The organism is Pseudomonas sp. B21-031 (assembly GCF_024748985.1).
GTDB lineage: Bacteria > Pseudomonadota > Gammaproteobacteria > Pseudomonadales > Pseudomonadaceae > Aquipseudomonas > Aquipseudomonas kermanshahensis.
The window spans coordinates 3,807,729-3,832,703 of sequence record NZ_CP087181.1; the positions used below are offsets into that span (position 1 = coordinate 3,807,729).

The window sequence follows — 24,975 nt, forward strand, 5'->3', positions numbered from 1 at the left end:
CCGCTTATGGGTCACACGCGGGCAAATAGAGACGCATGCACGTGCCTTGGCCAGGCACGCTGTCGACGCTGATGGCGCCATTGCTCTGCTTGGCAAAGCCATAGACCTGGCTGAGGCCAAGGCCGGTGCCCTTGCCGAAGGCCTTGGTGGTGAAAAACGGCTCGAAGATACGTGGCAGTACGTCAGGAGCAATCCCGCTGCCGCTGTCCTGCACCTCGAAGCACACATAACGGCCCCGCAACCCTTCCACATCCCCAACCAGTTCGACAACATCGACCGCCAGGCCAATGCTGCCTTTACCCTCAATGGCGTCACGGGCGTTGAACAGCAAATTGAGCAGCACCATCTGCAACTGCCCGGCATCCACTTCGATGGCGGGCAGACTCGCGGGCAAATGGTGTTGCAGGTCTATTTCACTTGTCAGCGAATGCTCGAGCAAGCCACGCGTGGCAGCGATCAATTCCAGGGGCGCGATGCGCGCGACAGCCAGTTTACGGTGGCGGGCAAAGCTGAGCAGTTGCTGGGTCAGCTCGGTGCCCCGCTCGCCGGCCTCGAGGATGTGATGCAACAGGCGCTGGACGCGCGCCGGGTCGTGGGAGGTCAGGGCCAGCCGGGCGGAACTCAGGATGATCGTGAGCATGTTGTTGAAATCATGCGCCAGCCCACCGGTCAGCTGGCCGAGCGCTTCGAGCTTCTGCGCCTGGAACAGCTGCGCACGCACAGCGTCGAGCTGCAGTGCCGATTCGCGCCGGTCGGTAATGTCTCGGGTGACCTTGGCCAGGCCAATGATCTGCCCGAGGTCATCGCGAATCACATCCAGCGCGGCCAGCGCCCAGAATTGCGAGCCGTCCTTGCGTACGCGCCACCCCTCATCCTGCGCCACGCCTTGCTCGAGCGCCTGGCGCAGCAAGCGCTCGGGGCGCCCTTGCGCGCAATCCTGGGGGGTGAAGAACAACGAGAAATGCTGGCCGATCACTTCATCGGCCCGGTAGCCCTTGATGCGTTCGGCGCCAGCGTTCCACGACACCACATGCCCCGTCGGGTCGAGCATGTAGATGGCGTAGTCAACCACCGATTGAACCAGCTGTTCATAGCGGTGCGCGGGCATGACAGGGTGTTCGAGACAGTCAGCTGAAACCATGCAGACTCCACAGGCACAGCGGGGAGGAATTGGGTTTAATCAGGAGTGTCCTCTGCAGCCGCCCCCGTGGCAACTGATTGTCAGTGTTATCGATCGACGAGTACAGGCACCGAGGCGAATCCTGCTGCCTGCGGTGAGGGCCAACTTCACCTTGATAATAGGTGCTGGAGTTGACTCAACTATAACAATGGGTTATAAAGCGCGCTTGAATGCAAGGCGCTTTCTACTTAGATGCATCTGCTTAGAAGCCCGCCGGTCGTCAAGGCCCATTCAAGTGCGAGTGTGGTGGAATTGGTATACACAGCAGACTTAAAATCTGTCGGCGTGAGCCTTGCGGGTTCGAGTCCCGCCACTCGCACCAAATTCCTTCGAAAAGGCGCCCTGGTGGCGCCTTTTTGCTGCCCAGCGGAAATCCCCGGTGCAACTGCTAGAGTGGAGCTTGTCCCCGTCCACTGGTATGCCGCCATGCGCTACTCCCTGTTCGATGGTCAACGCGACTTCATCATCCTGGTTGCCCGCATTCTGCTGATGATTCTGTTTGTTGTGTCCGGGTGGGCCAAATTGACCGGCTTTGAAGGCACGGTCAGCTACATGACCTCTCTCGGCGCCCCCGCCCCTACAGTTGCCGCGGCCGTTGCGGTGATCATGGAGTTTTTCGTCGGCATCGTGCTGATTCTGGGGTTCTACACGCGCCCGCTGGCCTTCCTGTTTGCACTGTTCGTGCTGGGCACCGCATTGATCGGCCACCCGTTCTGGAACATGGTCGACCCCGAGCGCAGCGCCAACATGACCCAGTTCCTGAAAAACCTGAGCATCATCGGCGGCTTGCTGTTGCTGGCCGTGAGTGGCCCCGGCCGCTTCTCGCTGGACCGTCGCTGACTCACGCGTCTTCGCAGTCGTCGAACCAGGCTGGGTGATCACGCTCCTCGTCATCGAGGTCATCCAGCGCTTCCTCATCTTCCTCGACAGGGTCTTCTGCGCCTTGGGCGTCTGCCTCGGGGTCGATGCCGTCGTAAAGGAATTCGTGGTCGAGCAGGTGATCATGCTCGGGCTCGTGCAGATCGTCTTCGTCGCGCATGCGGGGCGGGCTCCTGGAGTGGCGGGAGGCCTGTATAGGCTGAACAGGGGGCGAGGTCAATGGGTTGCGGCTTAATGCTGAGTTAACGGAGTGGGCGCAACCTGCAGGCTCTCCCTTCAAACGTTATTTGCCCGCCTGTTCATGGCGGGCTTTTTTTGGGGTGGTGATTTTTGATAGTGGGGCGAAGGGCCTGGCTTGAGAGTTCTAGCGCCTTTGAGATCGAGCGCCGCGCGGGCGGCGCTCGATCTTATAAGCGCAGAAGCTCCTACGCCGAGAGTGTCAGTTTTTTTGTGTGCGGGCCGATAACGGCCTGCCGTCAGGCAGGCCATGCTTTTACCAGGTCGGCCTGATAAATCGATCTCCGTACAGAATCGCAAATTGATTCATCGCACTCTTCCAGTCATGAGCCGCCGATCCCCAGTTTGCCGTGATGTTACGCAGCCCAAGCCAGATCAGCTTGGTCGCTGCGTCATCCGTCGGGAAGTGGCCTCGGGTCTTGATGATCTTGCGTAGCTGAGCGTTGATGCTTTCGATAGCGTTGGTCGTATAGATCACTTTTCGAATGGCAGGCGGGAAGACAAAGAATGGAATCACTCGATCCCAGGCTCGTCTCCAGGCCGCCACCACCGTTGGGTATTGCTTACCCCAAGGGCCATTTTCAAAGGCATCCAGTGCTTCCTCAGCCGCTTCTGCGTTGATGGCCTGATAGATCGGTTTTAGCGCCTTGGCCAGCTCACGGCGCTTGTCCCACGCCGCGTAATCGAGGCTGTTGCGGATCAAGTGGACGATGCATGTTTGCAGCGTTGTTCCCGGAAATACTGCGCTTAGCGCCTCTGGCATGCCTTTGAGACCGTCGGTCACGGCGATCAGCACGTCCTCTACGCCGCGGGTCTTGAGGTCGTTGAAGACCTTCATCCAGAACTTCGCACCCTCGGTGTTTTCGATCCAGATACCAAGAATATCGCGCGTTCCATCGGGTAAAACACCCAGCGCCAAGTAAATCGCCTTGTTGCGGACAAGGCCTTCTTCTCGGATCTTGACCCGCAGCGCATCGAAGAAAATGACTGGGTACATCGGCTCAAGCGGTCGCTGTTGCCACGCACCAATTTCCTCCATCACCTCGTCCGTGACTGAGCTGATGAAGTCATGGGAAACGTCCGTCCCGTATTGCTCAGAGAGGAAAGCGCGGATTTCTCGAACGGTCATGCCTCGGGCATACATGGCGATGATCTTGTCATCAAAACCGGTGTAACGCCGCTCATGCTTGGGGATCAGAATGGGGGCAAAACTGCCATCCCGATCACGGGGAATCTCCAGCCGCAGCGGGCCATCCCCCGTCAAAACCGTCTTGCCCGTTTTGCCATTGCGCTGGTTGGTTTCATCCTCTGGGCGCTGCGCGCCCGGCGGATACCCCAGGTGGTGACCGAGCTCGGCACTCAATGCTCGCTCGATCAAGGCCTTCTTGAAGGCCGCAGAAGCGTCTTCGATAGCCTCTGCGGTCATCAGCCCCTCACCGAACTGTTCGAGCAGCTCCTTGGGGATTTTTGGTAGGTCACGAAGGGGTTTCTTTTTGGTTGGCATACATGCACCTCTTACTCATGTTATGCCCGAACACAAAATTTCTGACACCCCCCCTACGCCTTACACTTCGCAGCCCACCCAAAATTGAACCCTACCCACACCAAAACGACAGCCTAATGACCCCCGCTTCACGTATTACCGACAATAGGGGCGGCACACTGGCCTTGCTCCGTACGTTCTTTTAGCCCGCCCCTTGTAGGCGGGCTTTTCTTTGTCTGCCTCGTCCGACGCTGACCTACGAGCGCCCCCTTCAAAACGCACTAAGCTCCACTATCCGATACTCGGGTATTCGGCTTTTCCACACATTGCCCATCGTCGCTCTGGCGATCCACACCGACGTGCCGATTTTCGGCGCAAAGAGGGTGCTCCAATGGCGACAATCGAGACAAAAGCCTTCGCTCGCGGGTTGCTCAAAGTAGAGAACTGCTGGCAGGCCTACATGCTGTCACGCCAATCCATCAAGGGGCTTGCCGGCCACGAACTCACGGCCGCGCAAGAAGCGTGCGACCGCGACTACATTCGGTTTCAGAACCAAAGCCAGCAGTTTTACGCCGAAGTGCGCAAGCGGGTAGGCGACGCTGAAAAGCTGGAAGCGGACTTGGCACGCTACCCACCTCAATAACGCTTCTTCAGCCGTCATTGGGGTCGCTGTGCGACCCCATTCGCCTTATCTGACGACTTTGGAGCTGGGCCACCTCGCCGATGGCAGCTTGGGGCCAACACGATCGGATGCACCAATGCCAGACGCCACTTCCTGGATGGCTCCGCCTTTTGAGAGAAATACTTTGATCTGCTCATCTAGCCGCAAGTGGGCTTTGTGCGTGGGGGACTGATGGGAGGCATTCATGACTGAACCTCGATAGAGGAGTCACTGAAATGCAGCAACTCGTCTGTCACTATACGCTGCATCGGCCACAGAATGGGCGAAATCCCCTGCCCTTGCCACCCGTGCGGCCGTTACAGGGCCTCCACTCGCCGGTCACCGGCCGGCGGCGCCGCTTTCAAGATGTGGGTAAAGCTCCCGGTCAGGCCGAACCGAAGCTCTTTGGGCATCAAGAATGTGAAGTGGATGAGCCATGACCCATCACCGAGCAATAACGTCTCGCTTCTGTATCGGATGACTTCCGCTTCGCTAATGCCGATCGCCACAGCGACTTCCTGATTGCTTGGCTTGCGATCCATTAAGGTGACTCCCTCCGACATTGCGCCGGGAAGCCATCAATACTCCTCCAGGGTCGGAAGCGCTACTTATAAATTTCCACCCTGGCCCACCGCTTCATGCTGCAGTAGCCCTTTGAGTATAAAACGTCATCAAAAGGCAATGAGGTATGCAGCAACGCCCTTAGCTAAACGCCAGGGTTTCCACAGAGAAAGGTGGTCGAACACTCGGCTGGAATGGCCCGCAACACCTGCAATAGCGAGGTAGACGAACCATTTTCGCAGCGCTCTGGAGAGTTTCTTTTTTGTGAATCGCAACAGTCGGTACACCTTGAAAAATAACCCTGTCGCTAAAAACGGAAAAGCGCAACACGTGCTGAGCTTAGGCGTCACGCCTCAAGGGGCTTATGTATTTTCCGCCCCACAAAGAAAAACCCCGCAGACGTTAATCTGCGGGGCTTTCGAATAATGGAGGCCGAGGTCGGAATCGAACCGGCGTAGACGGATTTGCAATCCGGAGCATAACCACTTTGCTACTCGGCCTCAAAGTCGGATCTAGCTGCTTACGCTTTGCTATCTCCTTGAAACACTGAACCTTTTTCAAAGTTCGCTGCGTTTCGATGGGCGCCATTATGTCTTCAATCATCGAACCTTGCAACCCCCTGAACATAAAAAAATTTCAAGGGGTTCAAGGTGTTAGCGCAAGCGGCCGAGTTTGCTCCAAAGCCCCACCACGGTGTTCTCCACCGTGCCGCTGGCAGCCATGCCGATACGCTCCTGCAGGCTCTTGCGTTCGGCATAGTGCAGGTGGAACAGGTTGGCGTTGCGGGCGCGGTCGCTGAGGTACTCGTCGCTGGTCTGCAGCTCGTCAACCAGCTTGCGGTTGAGAGCCGCCACGCCCAGCCAGACTTCGCCGGTGGCCACTTCGTCGATGTGCAACTGCGGGCGATAGCGCGAGACAAAGTCCTTGAACAGCTGGTGGGTGATGTCCAGGTCTTCCTGGAATTTCTCCCTGCCCTTTTCGGTGTTTTCGCCGAACACGGTGAGGGTGCGTTTGTATTCACCCGCCGTGAGCACTTCGAAATCGATGTCGTGCTTCTTCAACAGGCGATTGACGTTAGGCAGTTGCGCCACCACACCAATCGAACCCAGCACGGCAAATGGCGCGCTGACGATCTTCTCGCCAATGCAGGCCATCATGTAACCGCCGCTGGCCGCCACCTTGTCGATGCACACGGTCAGTGGGATGCCCGCCTGGCGAATACGCGCCAGCTGCGAAGCCGCCAGGCCGTAGCTGTGTACCAGACCACCGCCACTCTCGAGGCGCAGCACCACTTCGTCCTGCGGGGTGGCGAGGGTCAGCAGCGCGGTGATTTCGTTGCGCAGGCTCTCAGTGGCCGAAGCTTTGATATCGCCATCAAAATCGAGCACGAAAACTCGGCCCTTTTCTTCGGCCTTGCCTTTTTTCTGCTGTTTTTCCGCCTTGGCCTGCTGCTTGCGCAGGGCCTTGAGCTGGGCCTTGTCGAGCAGGCCCGACTCCAGGCGCTCACGCAGCTCTTTATAGAACTCGTTGAGGCGGGTGACCTGCAATTGCCCGCCCGGTTTGCGCCGCCCTTTACCGCGCAAACCGGCGATGGCCGACAGCACTACCAGGATGGCAATCACCAAGGTGGCAGTTTTGGCGAGAAAGCTTGCGTATTCGGCAAGAAACTCCACGTTGACTCCTTCATAGACCAGCGCCAGTTCGGCGCGTAACTGCTGCAAGCATACCGGTGCGCCTGAGGCGCTGCCAGCCGGTGTAAACGCTGGCAACACAGTTCAAACAACCTTTTCAAACGCTTGTATGTTTTTTCGTTGACAGCCTGTGTGGCACATCCTAACCTCGCAGCAACCTCCAACAGGCCGGACACCTCCGTGGGCAACCTCTACCTGATCCGACATGGCCAAGCCTCCTTCGGTGCCGAAGACTACGACGTCCTCTCGACCATCGGTGTGCGTCAGAGCCAAGCCCTGGGTGAACACCTGGCCCTGCTCGGCGTGCAGCTGGATCGTTGCGTGGCCGGCGGCCTGCGCCGCCAGCAGGACACCGCACGCCTGGCGCTGGAGGCCTTGCACGCCACAGGCTGCCCGGCTCCGGCTGTTGAGACCGATGCGGCGTTCAATGAGTTCGATGCCGATGGCGTGATCCGCGTCCTGCTGCCCGGCCTGCTGGCGCAAGAACCCGATGCACTGCACATCCTGCGCAATGGCGCGCAGCACCGCAGCGAATTCCAGCGCCTGTTCGCGCTGATGGTGCAGCGCTGGCACGCGGGCGATCATCCTGCCGACGATGGCCTGGAGACCTGGCAGGCCTTCACCGCGCGCGTCCAGCGTGGCCTGCAACGTGTGCTCGAAGGCGCGGGCAGTGGCGACAATATCGCCATCTTCACCTCGGGCGGCACCATTGCGGCCCTGCTCCATCTGGTTACCGGCATTACCCCCAGACAAGCCTTCGCGCTGAACTGGCAGATCATCAACACGTCGCTCAGCCAACTGAAGTTTCGGGGCCGCGACGTGGCACTGGCCTCCTTCAACAGCCAAGCCCACGTGCAGCTGTTGAGGGCGCCGGAGCTTGTCACCTACCGATGAGCCCGGCTTGTTGTGTCCCTGCGGACGCGAATATAACTTAATAAGGATTACGCCATGAGCGATGTAGCTAAAGCCGTCGAAGCGATGAAAGCAAAGTTCAATCCAGCTGCCGCTGCCGGCCTGGACCTGGTGTTCGGCTTCGACATCACCGACGAAGACAAAAAGTACGCCCTGATCATCAAGGACGGTACGTGTGACATCCAAGAAGGCGAAAACCCAGACGCCAACTGCACCCTGGTGCTGGACAGCGAGACCCTCAAGGGTATCGTCAGTGGCGAGACCGACGGCATGCAGGCCTTCATGGGCGGCAAGCTGCGCGTCGAGGGCGACATGATGCTGTCGATGAAGCTCAGCGAGCTGTTCCCGTCCTGAGTGTTGGGCACGCCGATTGATCAAAAAACCGAAGCCTGACCGGCTTCGGTTTTTTTTTTGCCCGATCACATCAAGGCGATTGATCCATCAGCAACACCCTCACCTATATGACGGCTGGCACGCTTGTTCCAACGCCGGCAGGCCATTAGATTAGCCAATAGTTGTTGCGAACGAAAATAAGGAAAACGCATGACGCTCACCGATCAGTCCACCCAGGTCCGCCCCGGCGAAGAACTCGACGCGGCCGTCATCGACCCTTATCTCAAGGCCCATATTCCCGGCCTCGAAGGCTTGCCGAGCATCAGCCAGTTCCCCGGCGGCGCCTCCAACCTCACCTACCTGGTCACCTACCCCGGCCGAGAGTTCGTACTGCGCCGCCCGCCGTTCGGGCAGAAGGCCAAGTCGGCCCACGACATGGGCCGTGAATTTCGCATCCTTAATCAGCTCAACAGCGGCTTCCCTTACTGCCCTAAGGCGTACGTGCACTGCACCGACGAAACCCTGATCGGCGGCGAGTTCTATGTGATGGAGCGGGTCAACGGCATCATCCTGCGTTCGGACATCCCGGCTGAATTCAAGCTCGACGCAGCCAGCACCGAAGCCTTGTGCAAAAGCTTCATCGACCGCCTGGTCGAGCTGCATCAGGTCGACTACCAAGCCTGCGGCCTGGCCGACCTGGGCAAGCCGGAAGGCTACGTGCAACGCCAGATCGAGGGGTGGACCAGCCGCTACGCAAAAGCCATCACCGACGATGCCCCGCGCTGGGAGCATGTTATCGCCTGGTTGCACGACAAGATGCCCGCCGACCACCCACGCCCCGGCATCGTTCACAACGACTACCGCTTCGATAACGTGATACTCGATGCCGACAACCCGATGCGCATCATCGGTGTGCTGGATTGGGAGATGGCCACCCTCGGTGACCCACTGATGGACCTGGGCAACAGCCTGGCCTACTGGATCGAGGCAGCAGACCCGGCGCCCGTGCAACTGATGCGCCGCCAACCCAGTAACGCGCCCGGCATGCTCACCCGCCGGCAGTTCGTCGACTACTACGCCGAGCGCGCCGGCATTCGCCTCGACAACTTCGATTACTACTATTGCTATGGCCTGTTCCGCCTCGCCGGCATCGTCCAGCAGATCTACTACCGCTACTACCACGGCCAAACCCAGGACAAACGCTTCGCTCAGTTCATCCACATGAACCGGCTGCTGGAGCAGATGGCCTTGCAGGTGACCCGCACCTCCACGCTCTGACGACAGATAACAAGGAAAACAGCATGTCCAAGACCCACTTGTTCGACCTTGACGGCAAGATCGCCTTCGTTTCCGGCGCCAGCCGCGGCATTGGTGAGGCCATTGCCCATCTGCTGGCGCAGCAGGGCGCCCATGTCATTGTCTCCAGCCGCAAACTGGACGGCTGCCAGCACGTTGCCGACGCGATCATCGCCGCCGGGGGCAAGGCCACTGCGGTGGCCTGCCATATCGGCGAAATGGAGCAGATCCAGCAGGTGTTCGCGGGGATACGCGAACAGTTCGGGCGCCTGGATATCCTGGTCAACAACGCGGCCACCAACCCGCAGTTCTGCAACGTGCTGGACACCGACCTGCTCGCCTTCCAGAAGACCGTGGACGTCAATATCCGCGGCTACTTTTTCATGTCGGTAGAAGCCGGCAAGCTGATGCGCGAACACGGCGGCGGCAGCATCATCAACGTGGCCTCGATCAACGGTGTTTCGCCTGGGCACTTCCAAGGCATCTATTCAGTGACCAAGGCTGCGGTGATCAACATGACCAAGGTCTTCGCCAAGGAATGCGCGCCGTTCGGCATCCGCTGCAATGCCCTGCTGCCGGGCCTGACCGATACCAAGTTCGCCTCGGCGCTGGTGAAGAACGAGGCCATCCTCAACGCCGCCCTGCAGCAAATCCCGCTCAAGCGCGTGGCCGACCCCAAGGAAATGGCCGGCGCGGTGCTGTACCTGGCCAGCGACGCCTCCAGCTACACCACCGGCACCGCACTCAACGTCGACGGTGGTTACCTGTCCTGATCAGGCCTTGATCGCCTGCAAGGTGTAGCTCAAGGGCAGGCGTGTCGGCTGGTGGCGCAAACGCCACTCGCCGTCGGCGCCCTTGTCCATCTGCCCAGGCAGCGCTTCCCAAGGGATGCTCGGGTGCTCGACCAGGCCGGTCAGTTGCAGCCCGTGCGCCAGCAAGGCACTGATAACCTCGCCCAAGCCGTGGTTCCACTCATGGGTCTCGGTATGGACGAGGCGCTGGTCGGTTTCGACGTAGGTTTGGTCGGTGTGCCACACCGTCGGGGTTTCGTGCTCGAAGTACGGATACTCGATCAACAGGCGGTCCTGGTGGTCTTCGTTGACGGCCATCAGCATCGGGTGGCCATCGCGCAGGAACAGGCGCCCACCCGGTTTCAACAAGGCCGCCACAGCGCGCGCCCACGGCTCGATGCGGGGCAGCCAGCAGAGCGCGCCGATACCGGTGTAGACCAGGTCGAATGTGCCTGCCGGCAACACCTGGTCGGCGGCGTAGACATCTGACTCCACATACGCGATTGGCGCTGCGCAGCGTTCGGCCAACGCCCGCGCCTGCGCCAGCGAAGCCGCGGAATAATCCAGACCACAGACCTGCGCGCCAAGGCGGGCGAGCGACAGGGTATCGGTGCCGATGTGGCACTGCAGGTGAACGGCGTTGAGCCCGTGGATATCGCCCAGCAGCGGCAAGTCGAAACGAACGGTTTCGGAAAGATGCGCGGGGCGTTCGACCAGCAGCTCGACCTCATAGTCTTTCGAGGCAGCGTGCAAAGGGGCGCGTTCGTCCCAGCTGGTGCGGTTGAGTTGCAGCGATCGGTCCATGGTTGACGTCCTTGTCTGCTCGTACTGTTTTATTACAGGCACGTCGCCGCAGCAGCACGCCGCTGCAGCGCCACGCCGTCATTTTTTTGCGCGTAGTAATCGACCCGTGCCCCACCCGCCTGCGGATAAACGTCCACGAACGCCTCGGCCTCGCGGGTATACACGGTGAAACCACCCTGTTTGCGCGGCTCCAGGTAGCCGCTGGCATCGTCCCCGAACACCGCCTCTTCCTGCCAACTGAACTGAATGCATTGAGCGACCAATTCTGGCGCCTTGTGCGAATCGAGCTGCGCGGTCGGCTTGCCGCCACGTGCCGTTTCCATGGTCGCGGAAGCGCAACCGACCAGCATCAGTACTGCGGCCATCGGCAGAATCGCTCGCATGTTCAATCCTCAGGGCAAAAAAGAAGGCGACTCTAGCATTGGCGACACCGCGAGTGAATTGTCGGGCGCATGCTGCTGTCGCAGTAGGAACATGCCGTCACAAGGAAACCGCGATGAAAAAGCATTACCTGATACCCGCCTTGCTGCTCGCCGCCCTGCCCTGCCTACCGTTGGCCGCTTCTGCCGCCCCGTCCGCCGAAGAAAGCATTACGGGGCCAGAAACCCACAACCGTGAACTCAAAGTGGGTGACAAGGCCCCCGACCAATACAAGCGCGATGATGAGACAGTAAAAGACTGGAAGGCCAAAGGCCTGCCCACCCCAGAAAAGGAAAGCCATTGGGTACGCATGGGCGAGCACTACGTGCTGGTGCAGATCACCAATGGGGTAGTGTTGGCGATCCACCCGGCCAGCTGAATCAACTGACCTGCACCAAGGCCGCCATGTGCACGGTGTTGCGCCCGGCGGCCTTGGCCTGATAAAGCGCTGCATCCGCCTGCGCCAGCAGGCTGGAGGTGCTGTCCCTGGGCGACGGCACACCGCACCACAGCCCTACACTGAAACGCAGCTCGATCTCATCACCGGCAAAACGCGCGGGGCTGCTGGCAATCGCTTCGCGCAAACCCTGCAGCGCGGCCATCGCCCCGCTTCTGTCGGTGCCTGGCAACAGCAGCAGGAATTCTTCACCGCCATAGCGCCCGAGGCTGTCCCCCTGGCGCAAACGCTGCTGCAACTGACGCACGCAATGGCACAACACCTCGTCACCCGCCAAGTGCCCATACAGGTCGTTGATCCGCTTGAAGTGATCAATATCGATCATGGCCACGGCCAGGCTGCTCTGCACCTCGCGGGCGCGGTCCAACTCGACGCCGAAGCGTTCAAGGATCGCCCGGCGGTTGTAGGTGCCGGTCAACACATCGCGCAAGGCCAGGTGCTGCAAGCGCGATTCGCTACGCTCCTTGGCCATCAACACCAGACCGATCGAATACATCATCACCGTGACTGTGCCGATCGCCACCGAAATGCTCTGTTTGAGGTTGCTGGTGTCATAGCGCATTTCCACCGCCGTGCCATTGGCCACCGCCACGGCCCGCATGCCCAACCCTACCAGACTGATCAGCGCACCGATCTGCAGCAGCAGGTGCGCCCTGCCTGGCCGCTCGACGTACCGCCTGGCCCAGTAAAGGATCATCGAGCATTGCAACATCAGCACCAGCGTCGCCAGCAGCATGCGTGGTTCGAGGGTGTCGAGCAGCAGCATCAGCCCCACCAGCATGCACGCCGGAATAATGAAGATCAGCCGCCACGGGATCACTTGCTCACGCACCCGGAACAAGCTGGCCGAATAAAACGCCAGGGCCAGTGACAGCAAGCTGTTGCCCAGGCCATAGCTGAGCCACAGCGGCGCTTGCGCGTAAACGGTGTAGCAGACGTACGCCAAGGCATGCACCAGCAGCCCGCAGCCGGTAAGCAGCAGGTTGTCGCGGCGGTTGCTGCGGCCGACCAGCAGCAGGCAGAAAGCCAGAATGGTCGCTACCAGGGCGACCGCGGCGAACAGCGTGGGGGTGTGGGCGATCATCGTGATTCACCGTGTGGCAGTTTGCCGTCTTGGCTGCGGCTTACCGTGCAGTCTAGGTGCCGACGGCCGGCTCGGCCATGACCGAGCGAGACAGAACAGCAGCCGGCAAGCACGCCACTCATCGCTGGAAGGACAATTTTTTGCCCGCCCAGGAAACCAAATGGATCGATCCCAGTCTCAGGAAGTGTCCCGTAAACCTTTGCGGATCAAGGACCTATATCGTGACGACCCGCCTTGCAAGCTTTTCGCTGATTGCCGCCATCCTGCTGACTGCTGGCTGCCACAGCCATCGCTACCATGACGACGACGATGGCTGGCGTGATCGCGACCGTGGCCATGGCCACCATCATCGGCATGACCGTGACGATGACGACGACCGTCAATACCGCGGTGACCGCTACTACCGCTGAAGCGTCTTTGCAACCCTGACCCGCCGCCCGCTGCGCGGCACCTTAACCTGATGATTCCTTTTGAGGTTCGTACCATGCGTCTGACTCTGCCTTCCCTTGCCCTCGGCCTGCTGCTGTGCCAGGGCGCTTTCGCCGGTGACGGTACCGCCGCCATTGGCGGTGGCCTGGGTGGTGTACTGGGTAACGTTGTCGGCCAACAGATCGGCGGCAGCACAGGCGCTGCCATCGGCGCCGGTGTCGGCGGCGCTGCCGGCAGCGCGGTAGGCGCTCGCAAGGGCAACCGCACCGAGGCTGCCATCGGCGGTGGCCTGGGTTCTGCGGGCGGTTCGCTGCTCGGTGGCAAAGTCGGCGGTTCTGCCGGCTCCACCATCGGTGCCGGCCTGGGTGGCGCGGCCGGTGGTGCCATCGGCAACCACATGGGCGACAACAACGGCAAGAAGCACCACCGTCACCGTCACTGATCCAGGCGATAAACAGGGGCCGCATAGCGGCCCCTTTTGCTTCTTAAACCCTGCAACACATCAACACACCCTTCATCCCAAGCTGGCACACTGGCTGCTAATGTCTACCGTGCCCCTGTGTGAAGGAACACCCCCTCCCCATGAACCACGAGCTGCTCTGGGTCCTCGGCCTGCTGGCCATCGTCGTCGTCCTCTTCATCATCAACCGCCCGCGCATGGACGTGGTCGCCCTCATGGTGATCCTCGCCCTGCCGTTATCGGGCATCCTCACGGTGGAGCAGGCGCTGGCCGGTTTCAGCGACCCCAACGTGGTACTGATCGCTGCCCTGTTCGTGATCGGCGAAGGCCTGGTACGCACCGGCATTGCCTACCGCATCGGCGAATGGATGAGCGAACGCGCGGGCAACAGTGAAGCGCGCTTGTTGGTACTGCTGATGGTGGCGGTGGCGGGCCTGGGGTCGGTGATGAGTTCTACGGGAGTGGTGGCGATCTTCATCCCGGTGGTGCTGAGCATCGCCGCACGCCTCAAGCTCTCACCCAGCCGCCTGATGATGCCGCTGAGCTTTGCCGGCCTGATCAGCGGCATGCTCAGCCTGGTGGCCACGCCCCCCAACGTGGTGGTGCACAGTGAACTGGTGCGCCATGGCGAGCAGGGCTTCAACTTCTTCAGCTTTACCCCGTTCGGCCTGGTGGTGCTGGTGCTGGGCATCGGCTACATGCTGCTCACCCGCCAATGGCTCAACGGCGAAGTGCGCAAGGACGGCCGGGTGGAAACACGCCGCACGTTGCTTGACCTGGTACTGGATTACAAGCTCAGCGGCCGCGAGCGGCGCCTGCGCATCCGCCCGCACTCACCGCTGATTGGCCACACCCTGGGCGAGCTGGAACTGCGTACAAAGCATGGCGCCAACGTGATCGGCATCGAGCGCCAGCACAAATTCAGCACACGGGTGATCACCGCCGACTCCAATACCGTGCTGCACCAGGGCGACGTGCTGCTGCTCGACCTGTTCGCCAACCGCGACGACCTGCGCAGCCTCTGCCAGACCATGCAACTGGAGCCCCTGCATTTCAAGGCGGCCTACTTCATCGATCAGTCGCAGGAACTGGGCATGGCCGAAGTGTCGCTGCCACCCGGCTCGCAACTGATCGGCAAGAGCATCCTCGAGCTGGCGTTCCGCACCCGTTTCGACCTTAACGTGGTCGGCTTGCGCCGCGATCAGGTGGCCATCGAAGAGCAACTGGTGGAAGAAAAGCTGCGCCTGGGCGATACCTTGCTGGTGGTCGGCCCCTGGAAAGCCGTGCGTCAACTGCAGAGCAAACCGCACGACTTTCTGGTGTTGAGCTTACCCGCCGAGGTCGACCAGGTCGCCCCGGCCCGCACGCGTGCGCCGCAGGCCTTGTTGAGCCTGGCGGTGATGGTCGGGCTGATGATCAGCGGCGCGGTGCCCAATGTGATCGCCGCGCTGATCGGCTGCCTGCTGATGGGCGCAGGCCGGTGCATCGACATGAACAGCGCCTACCGGGCAATCCATTGGCAGAGCCTGGTACTGATCGTCGGCATGCTGCCGTTCGCCCAGGCCCTGCAAAAAACCGGCGGCATCGACTTGGCCGTGACCGGGCTGGTCAGCGTGCTGGGCGGGGCCGGCCCCAGTGCCATTCTTGCCTGCCTGTTTGCCGTGACGGCGGTGATTGGCCTATTCATTTCCAACACCGCCACTGCCGTGCTGATGGCGCCGGTGGCAATCAGCACGGCCACGCAACTGGGCATGTCGCCCTACCCCTTCGCCATGACCGTGGCCCTCGCCGCATCGGCTGCGTTCATGACGCCCGTCTCGTCACCGGTCAACACCCTGGTGCTGGGTCCGGGGCAATACCGGTTCGGTGATTTCGTCAAAGTCGGCGTGCCATTCACCTTGCTGGTGATGCTGGTGACTGTGGTGATGGTCCCGTGGTTCTTCGGCTTGTAAGGAAATCGACTCTGGATACCGGCAATTTGGCATTATCTTGCAGGATCGCGGCAGATTGACATCAAGTACCCTGTCGAAACACACTGACACGTAATTGCCCCAGGTGCTTCAAGCCGTTGTCCTGGATTTCGTTTCCGCTTGCCGGTCGAGTTCATGGTTTTTCCAGCCCAATCGCGCTTGTTGCCTTATGTCGCGTTGCTTTGCCTGACGTTTGCCCTGACCCTCGGCGGCATCCTGGCACGCCCCATCGAGTCCCTCTCCCTGTTCTGGCCAGTGAATGCGGTATTGGTCGGCGTGCTGTTGCGCTACCCCCGCCAGGCCAACGCCCTCGGCTTCATGCTGGTGTGGCTGGCCATGGTGCTCGCCGACCTGCTGTGCGGCAGCGCCTGGAAGCCGGCGTTGTGGTTCAACCTGTGCAACCTCGGCATGGTGTTCACCGTGTGGCAGTTGTTGTCACGCGTGCCGCGCCTGCACCGACGCATGCGCAGCCCGCATGGCGTACTCAGTGTGTTTGCCGCATGCGCCGCTGGCGCGATGGTTGCCGCGAGCCTGGCCTCGGTGATGGCCGCACCGTGGTTCGAGCAATCGCTGCAGGCCACCTGGCTGGCCTGGTTCAGTGAACAGTTCTCGACTGGCGTACTGGTGCTGCCGGTGCTGCTGACGGCGCCCTCGGTGCGGGCGATGGTGCGCGGTGGCGCCCAGGCAGTGCGTTTGCCGCCGCTGCTGGTGCTGCTTGGCTCGCTGGCCTTCAGCATCGCCTTCGGTGGGCCAGGGGCGATCGCATTCCCGATCGCCGCCCTGCTGTGGTGTGCCTGGACCTACCCGCCGTTTCTGGTCTCGATGCTGACGCTCACCGCCGGCAGTACCCTCATCGTCGCAGTCGCGCAAAACCTCATGCACTTCAGCGTGCCGCAGAGCGAACCCGGGGTTACCACCCTGATGTCGGCGCGCCTGGGCATCGCCATGCTGGTGCTCGGGCCGCTGGTGGTGGCCTGCGTCAGCCAGGCCAACCGCAGCCTGATGGCACGCCTGGCGCACCAGGCCACCATCGACCACCTGACCGGGGTACTGACCCGCAGCGCGTTCACCCGCCGCGCCAACGCACTGCTCGACAGCCGCCAGCAACATGCCCAAGCGCTGCCGCTGACGTTGATGATGCTGGATATCGATCACTTCAAGGCGATCAACGACGCGCATGGCCACGCAATCGGTGACCAGGTACTGCGCCAGTTCGCCCGCACCCTGCAAGACCAGTTGCACGAAGGTGAGCTGTTCGCGCGCATGGGCGGCGAGGAGTTCGTCGTGATCCTCCCAGGCCTTACGCCAGATCGCGCCAAATTCACTGCCGAACGCCTGCGCCGGGCCGTACAGGACCTGCACGTGGTGCACGCCGACCATCGCCTGCAGATCACCGTGAGCATCGGCCTGGACGGCTGCGCCGCCGACACCCCGGCGCCGAGCCTGGACGAGCTGCTGGCGCGCGCTGACCAGGCGCTATACCGGGCCAAGGCGCATGGCCGCAACCGCGTCGAACAGGCCGAGGCACAGCGCCAGGTGGTCTGACTCAACCGGCCAGCAAATCCCAGGACAACTTGGCAATCAGTACGCACAGCAAAATCAGGAACAGCCCACGCACGAAGCCTGCGCCCTTGCGCACCGCCAGCCAGGTGCCGGTCAACGCACCGAGGATGTTGCAGGCCGCCATGGGCAAGGCGATGGCATACAGCACGTTGCCCGACGGCACGAAGAACACCAGCGCCGCCAGGTTGGTGGCGATGTTCACCACCTTGGCCGAGGCCGAAGCGTGCAGGAAGTCCAGGGCAAAAAAACGAATGAACAGAAAGATCAGGAAGCTGCCGGTCCCTGGCCCGAACAGGCCATCGTAAAAACCAATGGCCCCGCCGATCAGCACCGCCAGGCATTGCTCCTTGCGGCCGATCTGCGTGGGCTTGTGCAATGTGCCGAAGTCCTTTTTGCAGAACGTGTAGATCGCCATCAGCACGATCATCACCAGCACGGCCGGGCGCATCACGCTGGGCGGCACCAGCGATACCGTGGCGGCGCCGACAAACGACATGACAAAGGCGCTGAGCGCTGCCGGCACGATCAGTCCCCAGTCCAATGTGACCTTGCGGATAAACGAGCGGGCCGCAAAGGCAGTGCCGCACACTGAGGCCAATTTGTTGGTGCCGAGCAAGGCCGCCGGTTGCGCGGTGGGCAGCACGTTGAACAGCGCCGGGATCTGAATCAGCCCGCCACCGCCTACAGCGGCATCGATCAAACCGGCGGCAAAGGCGAACACAGAAAGTACAGCGATATCCATCATGACGCGGCTCCAGGCAGTAAGACAGGCTGCAAGGCTAATCAAAGTGCCGCGCTTGTGTTGAAATGCCATATTGCGAAAACTGCAATGAGGAGCAGGCAATGGCCTTGGACATGCTGCGGGAGATTCAGGCGTTCGTCAGTGTCGCCCACAAGCGCAGCTTCGTCGCTGCGGCACGAGCCCTGGGGCGTTCACCCAGCGCGGTAACCCGAGCGGTGCAAACCCTGGAAGACAACGCGGGCAGTAAACTGCTCAACCGCAACGCCAACGCGGTGACCTTGACCGAAGCCGGCGAGCGCCTGCTCCCCCATGCCGAACGCTTGCTGGATGTGCAACGTGATGCCGTCGACGAATTGGCCGCGCTAAGCGGTAGCGCCCAAGGCTGGATCCGTTTCGCCGTGCCGCAATTGCTCGGTGAGCATGTGCTGCCCCAGGTGCTCGCCGAGTTTTCCCAGCGCCATCCACAGGTGACCCTGGACGTGCAGTACAGCGATGCCGCCCTGGACCCGCTGCTGGACAAGTTCGACTTCGTGGTGCGCGGTGCCTTTCCGCAATCCAGCGAACTGATCGGCTATCCGCTGTGGGATTACCAACGCCATCTGTATGCAAGCCCGGCTTACTTGGCCAGGGCCGGCAACCCGCAACACCCAGAAGACCTGGAACACCACGCACTGATTCTGCATACCGCCCCACGCATACTCAAAGCCTGGCATTTCTGCCGAGATGGCCAGATCACCAGCCTGCGCCCCACGCCACGGCTTCGGCTGGGTTCCGGCGATGCGGTGCACCACAGCGCACTGGCCGGGGCCGGTATCGCCCGCCTGGCGGCCTGGGTGGGCGAAGCTCAGGTCAAGGCTGGCCGCCTGGTACGGGTGTGCCCGCACTACCGCCTGACCTCAAGCACCGGCCAAGACCCTCAAATGCACGCGCTGTACCCGGCCGGCGAGTTGCCCGCGCGGGTTCGTGAGCTGCTGCAGGCCCTGCGCCGCGCCGGCCTGTCGGCCTAACGGCGACGGCTCAAAAGGACTGTTCAAATTCTGCTCAATTTAACAGAGCCCGCTTCCGGCTTGGCTTACAGCATTTTATCCACAGACCTACCCACGTTTTTTGTGGACAGATTTCCCAGCGCAAAGAACGACTTATCGCACATGCAGCAACGCTGTATTGGCCAGCCTGACCAACTCGATCCACTCAAGCGTGCTGATCTCACCCGCCTGTTCCAATACGCCCGCACTGTGCAGTGCTTCGTCGTACGCGTCCTCATCGAGCGTGCCTTCAGCGAGAAAACGGCTACGCCACTCCAGCATGGCTGAAGTGCCTTTCTTGCATTCCATGTGTGTTCTGACTCCAAGGCAAAAGACCGGCCCGTCAACGTGGGCCGCAGAACGGCGGCGGGAGATTACACGAGCCATTCGCACTTGAGAATTACTTGCAGGTACCACTGATCAGTCATGGTGAATGAACGGGGTAGCCGGGGGCGCAGGCGGGTGGGCCCATCTGGCGAATCAGACGGGCCGCGAAGGGAGCAATCGGGTGAAAGTCAGCTTGGCGGAATGGTGCCCAAAATACCTATCAGAATGGTCAGGAGCAGAAAACCACCCAGGAACAGCGTCAGCTTGCCCATCGGAACCTCTACAGTGTGATGCGGGGATGGGCCTATTGTCGGTCCATGGCTGATACGGTTACAGATGCAGGTTTGTAGAAAAAAAGCGGATCAGATGCCAGTGATGAGCACAGCGGTGCGCCCCACCTCAACTCAGTTGCTCCAGTTTTGCCAGCGGCAACCAACCGAACTCATCATCGTCATGGCGCCGGCACCACATCCAGCCATTGAGCGAGCGCACTTTCTGCACCAGTTGCCCGGGGTCGGCATCCAGTTCATGGGCCGAGTAGTGATCAAGCGCCCTGCCTTTCTCCACACTGAACCGCTCGATCAATTGCGCTGGCACCCACCCCGGCTCCTGCCCAGGGCATGAACACAGGTACCAGTCCTGCCAGCCCGGCTCGCCTTCATAGCGCGGGCCGATATCCAGCAGCGTGCCCTTGGCAAAACGAATCGGCCTTGGGTATTCGCTGCGGTGGCGCTCGATCACGACGTAATGCATAGGGCCTCTCCTTGGCCTGGGGGAAATTATCGATCGTAGCAGAAGCGGTCTGACACGCTGCGACGGCATGGTTGTATCTTTATGTGTACAAACTGAGACCTGATACACAAGAACGTTTCCTACAGCTAAATCGGACATACCCTTGATACAGAGGTCCTCTTTACTGGCTTGCATCAACCCATACCTATGGCCTTGCCAAGGAGATGCCCGATGCTTGCCCACCCCTCGACACCGTCAAGCCACCCAACACGCCGCATCCGCCACCTCCTCGCCTGTGCCCTTCTTCCCGTTGGCCTGATGGCGACTGCCGCCTGCTCGGCTGCGTCAGCACCGGCTCAGGCAACAGCCACCTCAGCGGAGCGTTTCGGCCCACTCAAGCACGTTGAAGCTGGCGTTCTCGATGTGGCCTATGTCGAGCAAGGCCCAGCCGATGGCCCTGTGGTCATCTTGCTGCATGGGTGGCCCTACGACATTCACAGTTTCGAGGCGGTGGCACCGAAGCTCGCCGCAAAAGGCTACCGCGTGCTCGTGCCGTACGTACGGGGCTATGGGCAGACCCGCTTCCTTTCAGCGCAGACCCTACGCAATGCCCAGCCCTCGGCCCTGGCCAGCGACGTCATCGCCTTCATGGACGCCCTTCACATCCAGCACGCCGTGCTCGCCGGTTTCGACTGGGGCGCCCGTACTGCCGACATCGTCTCGGCCCTGTGGCCCGAGCGGGTCAAAGCACTGGTGTCAGTCAGTGGCTACCTGATCAGCAGCCAGGAAGCCGCCAAGGCGCCGCTCCCGCCCAGTGCCGAACTGCAATGGTGGTACCAGTACTACTTCGCCACCGAGCGTGGCCAAGCCGGTTACGACAAGAACCGCCATGCGTTCGCCAAGCTGATCTGGCAAACCGCCTCACCCAAGTGGGCCTTTGATGACACCACCTTCGAGCGCAGTGCCAAGGCGCTGGACAACCCCGATCAGGTTGCCATCACCGTGCACAACTACCGCTGGCGCTTGGGGCTGGCACAAGGCGAGGCCCGCTACGCCCCACTGGAAGCGAAACTGGCCACCTTCCCCAGCATCAGTGTGCCGACCATTACCTTGGAAGGTGATGCCAACGGTGCACCGCACCCACCGGCAGAAAGCTATGCACAACGCTTCACCGGCAAGTACGCGTACCGGTTGATCAGTGGCGGCATTGGCCACAACCTGCCCCAGGAAGCCCCCGATGCGTTCGCTCAAGCAGTGATCGACGCGGACCACCTGTAGTCACCGACGTGTTTCCCGCGTCAGCAGCCCCTACTCCAGGGGCTGTAATTGCTACATAAGGTTTCTCAACGTTCGGTGACCTTGCTTTACACCGCTGCGGACGACGGCGCGACCGAAATTGCTCAGAACCCTTGAGCCTGGGGCGTTGAGGACCTTCTGCAACACACGATTTGAAACGGTCAGATGCGAAGTTTGTAGGATCTTTACCCGTGCATCGTAGGAGAAATCCAATCAGTGGCATTTCCCTGTATGAAACATCAGTTTCATCGGCAAAATCGAGCTGCTACGGTCCCATTTTCCTACAACGGCACGGATGCCCACCGCATGAGAAAAGCATGGACCCGTTCGACGCCTCGGCCCTGAAACTGCAAAAAAACCTGCTCACCCTGCGCCAGTCGCGTGATCGATTCAGAAAGGAGGGCTATGACAAGGAAGCCGATGACCTTGAGAAGTCGATCGCGCGAATAGAGGCGGTGTTGAGCAAGATGGCGGGCACGGTCAAACCACCGACCTTGCAGTAGCCCCTGTTCAGCCAGCGGCCAGCGCATCAGTGATTTCTAGCGTCTGCGCGGGTAAGCTCTTTGCTCATGCCTTCGTACGGGAATAGGGAAATGAGCGTTGACTGGCACACAGGGCCGATCACCAGAAGCACCCCGCTGGATAAACACTACCGGAGCACGCATAAAGTTCGACGATTTCTGACGGATGAGTGCGGAAGCGCATTCAAGTTTGATCGCGCCTTCATGGCCTGGATCAAGAGCGGCGAGCCGTTGACGATGGGCGACGTGGCTGACGGGTGGACACGTACCCATCTTTGAAGCCGGCACGCTGAGGGTGAGGGTTAACTCAAGCAGATGTACTCGGTAACGTGCGGTAATACACCGAGCCCAGGCGGGGTGGGTTACCGAGATAATATCCATCGATGATGCAGGGCCATCCCCTCAATGGCCTGATGAACAATGGACGGGTCAGGACGCTTTATCAATGACGAGCTGGAACGCTTTCTATGAGCGCACGGATAAACGTGCCCCCTCCCCACTGCTCAATTACGCGATCGACCACGTCAAAGATCAATACCCCCGTCACGCAGTCGACCTGGGGTGCGGCGCCGGCAATGAGGCTTGGCAACTCATCCAGGCAGGCTGGCAAGTTCTGGCAATAGACAAAGAACCTGAAGCCATCGCCAGGACGATCCGCAAGTGCTCATTGAGCGACGCCCGCATGCTCGACGCGAAAGTCGCAGACTTTGAGCACCTCACCGAGTTGCCTGCCTCGAACTTGATCCACGCCGGCCTTTCCCTGCCTTTTTGCCAGCCTGGTCGGCTCGATTACCTCTGGAGCCAGGTGCGCAATGCACTACTGCCAGGTGGCGTCTTCGTGGGCCACTTCTTCGGCCTGAGGCACAGCTGGGCGAGCCAAGTGCAGATGTCATTTCAAAGCGTGGAAGACGTTCAGCGGCTTTCAGAAGGGCTTGAGGTTATTCTGTTGCGTGAAACGGAATCCCCTATGGTCATCGACTCTGAATCCGTGAATTGGCATCGGATCGATGTGATCGTCCGCAAGATGCACTCCGCCAAGGCTGACCAAGCCTAATGACCCGAACCGTAACCCCTTTACGCCCTTTGTCGTTCTCCGCTGGAAGCCCTAATGAATAAATTGATCCTGCCTGTCGCCATCTTCTTTAGCGTACTCATCGCTGGGAAGGCCTCCGAGCATTTTGGGCTGGAGGGCAGCTGGAAAATCGCCCTGCTTTGCGTCGTAGCGGCTGCCGTGCAGATCGCCGTGACTCGTTTCCAGCGCCGGCAACAGCAAAAAGTATAACGCTGGACCTCTGACGGAACCGCCCTAGCCCGCCTTGGCGGGCTTTGTTTTGCCCGTTGAAATCAGAATCGATATCATTTATTTTGTTACTTTATATCATATCGATTGGAGATTCTGATGAAGCCTGGCATCCACCCCAATTATCGCCCTGTCCTTTTTCATGACGTATCGGCGAACGCGTTCTGGTTGATCGGCTCCACCATTGAGACTGACAAGTCCTACGTTCACAGCGATGGTGGAACCTATCCCTACGTCACACTCGACGTCTCCAGCGCGTCTCACCCGGTGTATACCGGGCAAGAACGTAAGGCCAAAACTGAAGGGCGAGTAGCCGGGTTCAACAAGCGGTTTGCTGGGTTCGCTTCTAGGTAGGAAGGAGCCTAGCCTTGGGGATGAGGGGATATAGGGCAGCCCGGCGCTTGGATCTCGCAGTTGTTGCGCAGAAGGCCACGTGCGTAGGTTTTTAGGCTGGAGGAACGGAGAGATTCGAGCGAAAGCGTCGAGGGCATGCCCCCAAAAACGCAAAAAGCCCTGAATAATCAGGGCTTTGAATATGGCGGAAGCGTAGTCCGCCAAATAACGTTCCAACGACTTCCACTGCCGTATGCCTGAATCGCCCCTGGTTTCGTAGACACCTCCAAGCCTCATAATGAGGCCCAAATAGGAGGAGCCATGAGCCGTCAGCGTTACCCTGAAGAATTCAAGATCGAAGCGGTCAAGCAAGTGACCGAGAAAGGCAATCCTGTCGCCGATGTTGCCCAGCGCCTGGGCATGTCTGTTCACAGCCTCTACGCCTGGATCAAGCTCTACAGCAAACCCCAAGAGCAGCGTCAGCAAGACGATGAGCAGCAAGCCGAACTGCGCAAGCTTCGCGCAGAACTCAAGCGCGTGACTGAAGAGCGAGACATCTTAAAAAAGGCCGCCGCGTACTTTGCCAAGGAGTGCAACTGAAGTACGCCTTCATCAAGAAGCACTCGACGGATTACCCGGTGCGGCGCCTTTGCCAAACCCTCAAGGTGCATCCCAGCGGCTACTACGCCTGGCTGGCCGAGCCTCAATCTGCCCGAGCAAAAGAAGATAACCGTCTTCTTGGCTTGATCAAACATGCTTGGCTCGAAAGCGGAGGTGTGTACGGCTATCGCAAAATTCATGATGACCTGCGTGAGCTGGGAGAGACATGCGGGCGAAATCGAGTCGGTCGTTTGATGCAGGTAGAGGGGTTGCGTTCGCAAACGGGCTATCGCCGTCGTCCTGCGTTTTATGGCGGAAAACCAACAGTGGCCTCGCCTAACCACCTTGCCCGGCAGTTCAAGGTCAGCGAGCCGAACAAGGTCTGGGTGACAGATATCACTTACATCCGCACCTATGAAGGATGGCTTTATCTGGCGGTAGTGCTGGATCTCTTCTCACGCCAAGTAATTGGTTGGTCAATGAAGCCAAGGATGTGCAGCGACCTTGCTATCGACGCGATGCTGATGGCCGTTTGGCGACGTAAGCCACAGCAGCAAGTGATGATTCACTCAGACCAAGGCAGTCAGTTCAGTAGCTCAGATTGGCAAAGCTTCCTTAAGGCCAATAATGTGATCAGCAGCATGAGCCGACGGGGAAACTGCCACGACAATGCCGTAGCCGAGAGCTTTTTCCAGCTTTTGAAGCGGGAGCGAATCCGACGAAAAATCTACGCAACGCGTGACGAAGCCCGAAGTGATATTTTCGATTACATCGAGATGTTCTATAACCCAAAGCGTCGACACAGCAGTGCTATGCAGCTGTCTCCAGTAGAGTATGAGAAACGCTATTTTCTGAGCTTGGAGAGTGTCTAGGAAATCAGGGGCGATT

Annotated in this window: 30 protein-coding genes and 2 tRNA genes; 20 read left to right on the top strand and 12 right to left on the bottom strand. The window is 60.1% G+C overall.

Features of this window, described 5'->3' with window-relative positions:
• Nucleotides 1-4 precede the first annotated feature (4 nt).
• Nucleotides 5-1,141 carry a nitrogen regulation protein NR(II) gene (locus LOY53_RS16940; protein ID WP_258703030.1) on the bottom strand — a complete coding sequence of 379 codons (1,137 nt, stop codon included), beginning with the start codon at nucleotides 1,139-1,141 and terminating at the stop codon, nucleotides 5-7.
• A gap of 276 nt (nucleotides 1,142-1,417) precedes the next feature.
• On the opposite strand from LOY53_RS16940, the gene LOY53_RS16945 reads away from it, so the two are divergent.
• Together LOY53_RS16945 and LOY53_RS16950 are read left to right on the top strand one after the other, a co-directional pair.
• Nucleotides 1,418-1,502: transfer RNA gene (locus tag LOY53_RS16945), tRNA-Leu, on the top strand.
• Nucleotides 1,503-1,606: 104 nt separating this feature from the next.
• On the top strand, nucleotides 1,607-2,020 hold the full coding sequence (locus LOY53_RS16950) for a DoxX family protein (protein ID WP_099454684.1): 414 nt from the start codon (nucleotides 1,607-1,609) through the stop codon (nucleotides 2,018-2,020).
• Nucleotide 2,021: 1 nt separating this feature from the next.
• On the opposite strand, the gene LOY53_RS16955 is transcribed toward LOY53_RS16950, so the two are convergent.
• Nucleotides 2,022-2,219 (bottom strand): hypothetical protein, encoded by a 198-nt coding sequence (locus LOY53_RS16955; RefSeq protein WP_252825007.1) that lies wholly within the window; start codon nucleotides 2,217-2,219, stop codon nucleotides 2,022-2,024.
• A gap of 333 nt (nucleotides 2,220-2,552) precedes the next feature.
• A complete protein-coding gene (locus LOY53_RS16960; protein ID WP_252823597.1) occupies nucleotides 2,553-3,800 on the bottom strand; it encodes an IS256 family transposase in 1,248 nt (415 codons plus the stop codon).
• 370 nt (nucleotides 3,801-4,170) lie between these two features.
• Between LOY53_RS16960 and LOY53_RS16965 the strand changes: the two genes are divergently transcribed.
• Nucleotides 4,171-4,422, top strand: a complete 252-nt coding sequence (locus LOY53_RS16965; protein WP_252825008.1) for a hypothetical protein — start codon at nucleotides 4,171-4,173, stop codon at nucleotides 4,420-4,422.
• Between the two features lie 335 nt (nucleotides 4,423-4,757).
• Here LOY53_RS16965 and LOY53_RS16970 read toward each other — a convergent pair whose 3' ends face one another.
• The 3 genes from LOY53_RS16970 to sohB form a co-directional block, all read right to left on the bottom strand.
• Nucleotides 4,758-4,982, bottom strand: a complete 225-nt coding sequence (locus LOY53_RS16970) for a hypothetical protein (protein WP_027592688.1) — start codon at nucleotides 4,980-4,982, stop codon at nucleotides 4,758-4,760.
• 445 nt (nucleotides 4,983-5,427) lie between these two features.
• Nucleotides 5,428-5,501: transfer RNA gene (locus LOY53_RS16975), tRNA-Cys, on the bottom strand.
• A gap of 153 nt (nucleotides 5,502-5,654) precedes the next feature.
• Nucleotides 5,655-6,674 carry a protease SohB gene (sohB, locus tag LOY53_RS16980; protein ID WP_085273210.1) on the bottom strand — a complete coding sequence of 340 codons (1,020 nt, stop codon included), beginning with the start codon at nucleotides 6,672-6,674 and terminating at the stop codon, nucleotides 5,655-5,657.
• 198 nt (nucleotides 6,675-6,872) lie between these two features.
• Here sohB and LOY53_RS16985 point away from each other — a divergent pair, with 198 nt between their 5' ends.
• The 4 genes from LOY53_RS16985 (at nucleotide 6,873) to LOY53_RS17000 (ending at nucleotide 10,006) form a co-directional block, all read left to right on the top strand.
• A complete protein-coding gene (locus LOY53_RS16985) occupies nucleotides 6,873-7,586 on the top strand; it encodes a histidine phosphatase family protein (protein ID WP_252825009.1) in 714 nt (237 codons plus the stop codon).
• A 54-nt stretch (nucleotides 7,587-7,640) separates the two neighbouring features.
• Nucleotides 7,641-7,958, top strand: coding sequence for an SCP2 sterol-binding domain-containing protein (locus LOY53_RS16990; RefSeq protein WP_085273065.1), 318 nt, complete (start codon nucleotides 7,641-7,643; stop codon nucleotides 7,956-7,958).
• 189 nt (nucleotides 7,959-8,147) lie between these two features.
• The gene (locus LOY53_RS16995; RefSeq protein ID WP_252825010.1) at nucleotides 8,148-9,215 is read left to right on the top strand and encodes a phosphotransferase family protein; all 1,068 of its coding nucleotides are present in this window, start codon (nucleotides 8,148-8,150) and stop codon (nucleotides 9,213-9,215) included.
• Nucleotides 9,216-9,238: 23 nt separating this feature from the next.
• Nucleotides 9,239-10,006, top strand: coding sequence for an SDR family oxidoreductase (locus tag LOY53_RS17000; RefSeq protein ID WP_252825011.1), 768 nt, complete (start codon nucleotides 9,239-9,241; stop codon nucleotides 10,004-10,006).
• Here LOY53_RS17000 and LOY53_RS17005 read toward each other — a convergent pair whose 3' ends face one another.
• Together LOY53_RS17005 and LOY53_RS17010 are read right to left on the bottom strand one after the other, a co-directional pair.
• On the bottom strand, nucleotides 10,007-10,828 hold the full coding sequence (locus LOY53_RS17005; RefSeq protein WP_252825012.1) for a bifunctional 2-polyprenyl-6-hydroxyphenol methylase/3-demethylubiquinol 3-O-methyltransferase UbiG: 822 nt from the start codon (nucleotides 10,826-10,828) through the stop codon (nucleotides 10,007-10,009).
• A 32-nt stretch (nucleotides 10,829-10,860) separates the two neighbouring features.
• On the bottom strand, nucleotides 10,861-11,211 hold the full coding sequence (locus LOY53_RS17010; protein WP_027592695.1) for a hypothetical protein: 351 nt from the start codon (nucleotides 11,209-11,211) through the stop codon (nucleotides 10,861-10,863).
• 113 nt (nucleotides 11,212-11,324) lie between these two features.
• Here LOY53_RS17010 and LOY53_RS17015 point away from each other — a divergent pair, with 113 nt between their 5' ends.
• Nucleotides 11,325-11,627: an RcnB family protein gene (locus tag LOY53_RS17015; RefSeq protein ID WP_252825013.1), complete on the top strand. Its 303-nt coding sequence runs from the start codon at nucleotides 11,325-11,327 to the stop codon at nucleotides 11,625-11,627.
• A 1-nt stretch (nucleotide 11,628) separates the two neighbouring features.
• Here LOY53_RS17015 and LOY53_RS17020 read toward each other — a convergent pair whose 3' ends face one another.
• Complete coding sequence (locus tag LOY53_RS17020; RefSeq protein ID WP_258703031.1) at nucleotides 11,629-12,789, bottom strand: GGDEF domain-containing protein; 1,161 nt, start codon at nucleotides 12,787-12,789, stop codon at nucleotides 11,629-11,631.
• 221 nt (nucleotides 12,790-13,010) lie between these two features.
• Here LOY53_RS17020 and LOY53_RS17025 point away from each other — a divergent pair, with 221 nt between their 5' ends.
• The 4 genes from LOY53_RS17025 (at nucleotide 13,011) to LOY53_RS17040 (ending at nucleotide 17,193) form a co-directional block, all read left to right on the top strand.
• Nucleotides 13,011-13,199, top strand: coding sequence for a hypothetical protein (locus LOY53_RS17025; RefSeq protein WP_252825014.1), 189 nt, complete (start codon nucleotides 13,011-13,013; stop codon nucleotides 13,197-13,199).
• A 74-nt stretch (nucleotides 13,200-13,273) separates the two neighbouring features.
• A complete protein-coding gene (locus LOY53_RS17030; RefSeq protein ID WP_027592699.1) occupies nucleotides 13,274-13,660 on the top strand; it encodes a glycine zipper domain-containing protein in 387 nt (128 codons plus the stop codon).
• 140 nt (nucleotides 13,661-13,800) lie between these two features.
• On the top strand, nucleotides 13,801-15,630 hold the full coding sequence (locus LOY53_RS17035; RefSeq protein ID WP_252825015.1) for an SLC13 family permease: 1,830 nt from the start codon (nucleotides 13,801-13,803) through the stop codon (nucleotides 15,628-15,630).
• 138 nt (nucleotides 15,631-15,768) lie between these two features.
• Complete coding sequence (locus tag LOY53_RS17040) at nucleotides 15,769-17,193, top strand: sensor domain-containing diguanylate cyclase (protein WP_252825016.1); 1,425 nt, start codon at nucleotides 15,769-15,771, stop codon at nucleotides 17,191-17,193.
• 1 nt (nucleotide 17,194) lies between these two features.
• Here the strand turns inward: LOY53_RS17040 and LOY53_RS17045 are convergent, their stop codons facing one another.
• A complete protein-coding gene (locus LOY53_RS17045) occupies nucleotides 17,195-17,956 on the bottom strand; it encodes a TSUP family transporter (RefSeq protein ID WP_033696804.1) in 762 nt (253 codons plus the stop codon).
• 98 nt (nucleotides 17,957-18,054) lie between these two features.
• Here LOY53_RS17045 and LOY53_RS17050 point away from each other — a divergent pair, with 98 nt between their 5' ends.
• Complete coding sequence (locus LOY53_RS17050; protein ID WP_252825019.1) at nucleotides 18,055-18,960, top strand: LysR family transcriptional regulator; 906 nt, start codon at nucleotides 18,055-18,057, stop codon at nucleotides 18,958-18,960.
• Nucleotides 18,961-19,092: 132 nt separating this feature from the next.
• On the opposite strand, the gene LOY53_RS17055 is transcribed toward LOY53_RS17050, so the two are convergent.
• Both LOY53_RS17055 and LOY53_RS17060 read right to left on the bottom strand, forming a co-directional pair.
• The gene (locus tag LOY53_RS17055; RefSeq protein ID WP_252825021.1) at nucleotides 19,093-19,287 is read right to left on the bottom strand and encodes a hypothetical protein; all 195 of its coding nucleotides are present in this window, start codon (nucleotides 19,285-19,287) and stop codon (nucleotides 19,093-19,095) included.
• 417 nt (nucleotides 19,288-19,704) lie between these two features.
• A complete protein-coding gene (locus LOY53_RS17060; RefSeq protein ID WP_085273059.1) occupies nucleotides 19,705-20,058 on the bottom strand; it encodes an SH3 domain-containing protein in 354 nt (117 codons plus the stop codon).
• A gap of 210 nt (nucleotides 20,059-20,268) precedes the next feature.
• Between LOY53_RS17060 and LOY53_RS17065 the strand changes: the two genes are divergently transcribed.
• The 7 genes from LOY53_RS17065 to LOY53_RS17095 all read left to right on the top strand — a co-directional run bounded on the left by LOY53_RS17065 (nucleotide 20,269) and on the right by LOY53_RS17095 (nucleotide 24,959).
• Nucleotides 20,269-21,315: an alpha/beta fold hydrolase gene (locus LOY53_RS17065; RefSeq protein WP_252825023.1), complete on the top strand. Its 1,047-nt coding sequence runs from the start codon at nucleotides 20,269-20,271 to the stop codon at nucleotides 21,313-21,315.
• Nucleotides 21,316-21,650: 335 nt separating this feature from the next.
• The gene (locus LOY53_RS17070; RefSeq protein WP_252825025.1) at nucleotides 21,651-21,836 is read left to right on the top strand and encodes a hypothetical protein; all 186 of its coding nucleotides are present in this window, start codon (nucleotides 21,651-21,653) and stop codon (nucleotides 21,834-21,836) included.
• A 90-nt stretch (nucleotides 21,837-21,926) separates the two neighbouring features.
• Nucleotides 21,927-22,133, top strand: a complete 207-nt coding sequence (locus tag LOY53_RS17075; protein ID WP_258703032.1) for a DUF6434 domain-containing protein — start codon at nucleotides 21,927-21,929, stop codon at nucleotides 22,131-22,133.
• Between the two features lie 166 nt (nucleotides 22,134-22,299).
• Nucleotides 22,300-22,908: a methyltransferase domain-containing protein gene (locus tag LOY53_RS17080; RefSeq protein WP_252825028.1), complete on the top strand. Its 609-nt coding sequence runs from the start codon at nucleotides 22,300-22,302 to the stop codon at nucleotides 22,906-22,908.
• 54 nt (nucleotides 22,909-22,962) lie between these two features.
• On the top strand, nucleotides 22,963-23,136 hold the full coding sequence (locus LOY53_RS17085; protein WP_252825030.1) for a hypothetical protein: 174 nt from the start codon (nucleotides 22,963-22,965) through the stop codon (nucleotides 23,134-23,136).
• 117 nt (nucleotides 23,137-23,253) lie between these two features.
• Nucleotides 23,254-23,508 (top strand): type B 50S ribosomal protein L31, encoded by a 255-nt coding sequence (locus LOY53_RS17090; RefSeq protein ID WP_252825032.1) that lies wholly within the window; start codon nucleotides 23,254-23,256, stop codon nucleotides 23,506-23,508.
• A 300-nt stretch (nucleotides 23,509-23,808) separates the two neighbouring features.
• Nucleotides 23,809-24,959 (top strand): IS3 family transposase gene (locus LOY53_RS17095; RefSeq protein WP_212624354.1). Its coding sequence is split into 2 segments (ribosomal slippage): nucleotides 23,809-24,043 and nucleotides 24,043-24,959, totalling 1,152 coding nucleotides; the frame shifts between segments, so codons are not numbered across the junction.
• Nucleotides 24,960-24,975: the final 16 nt, after the last annotated feature.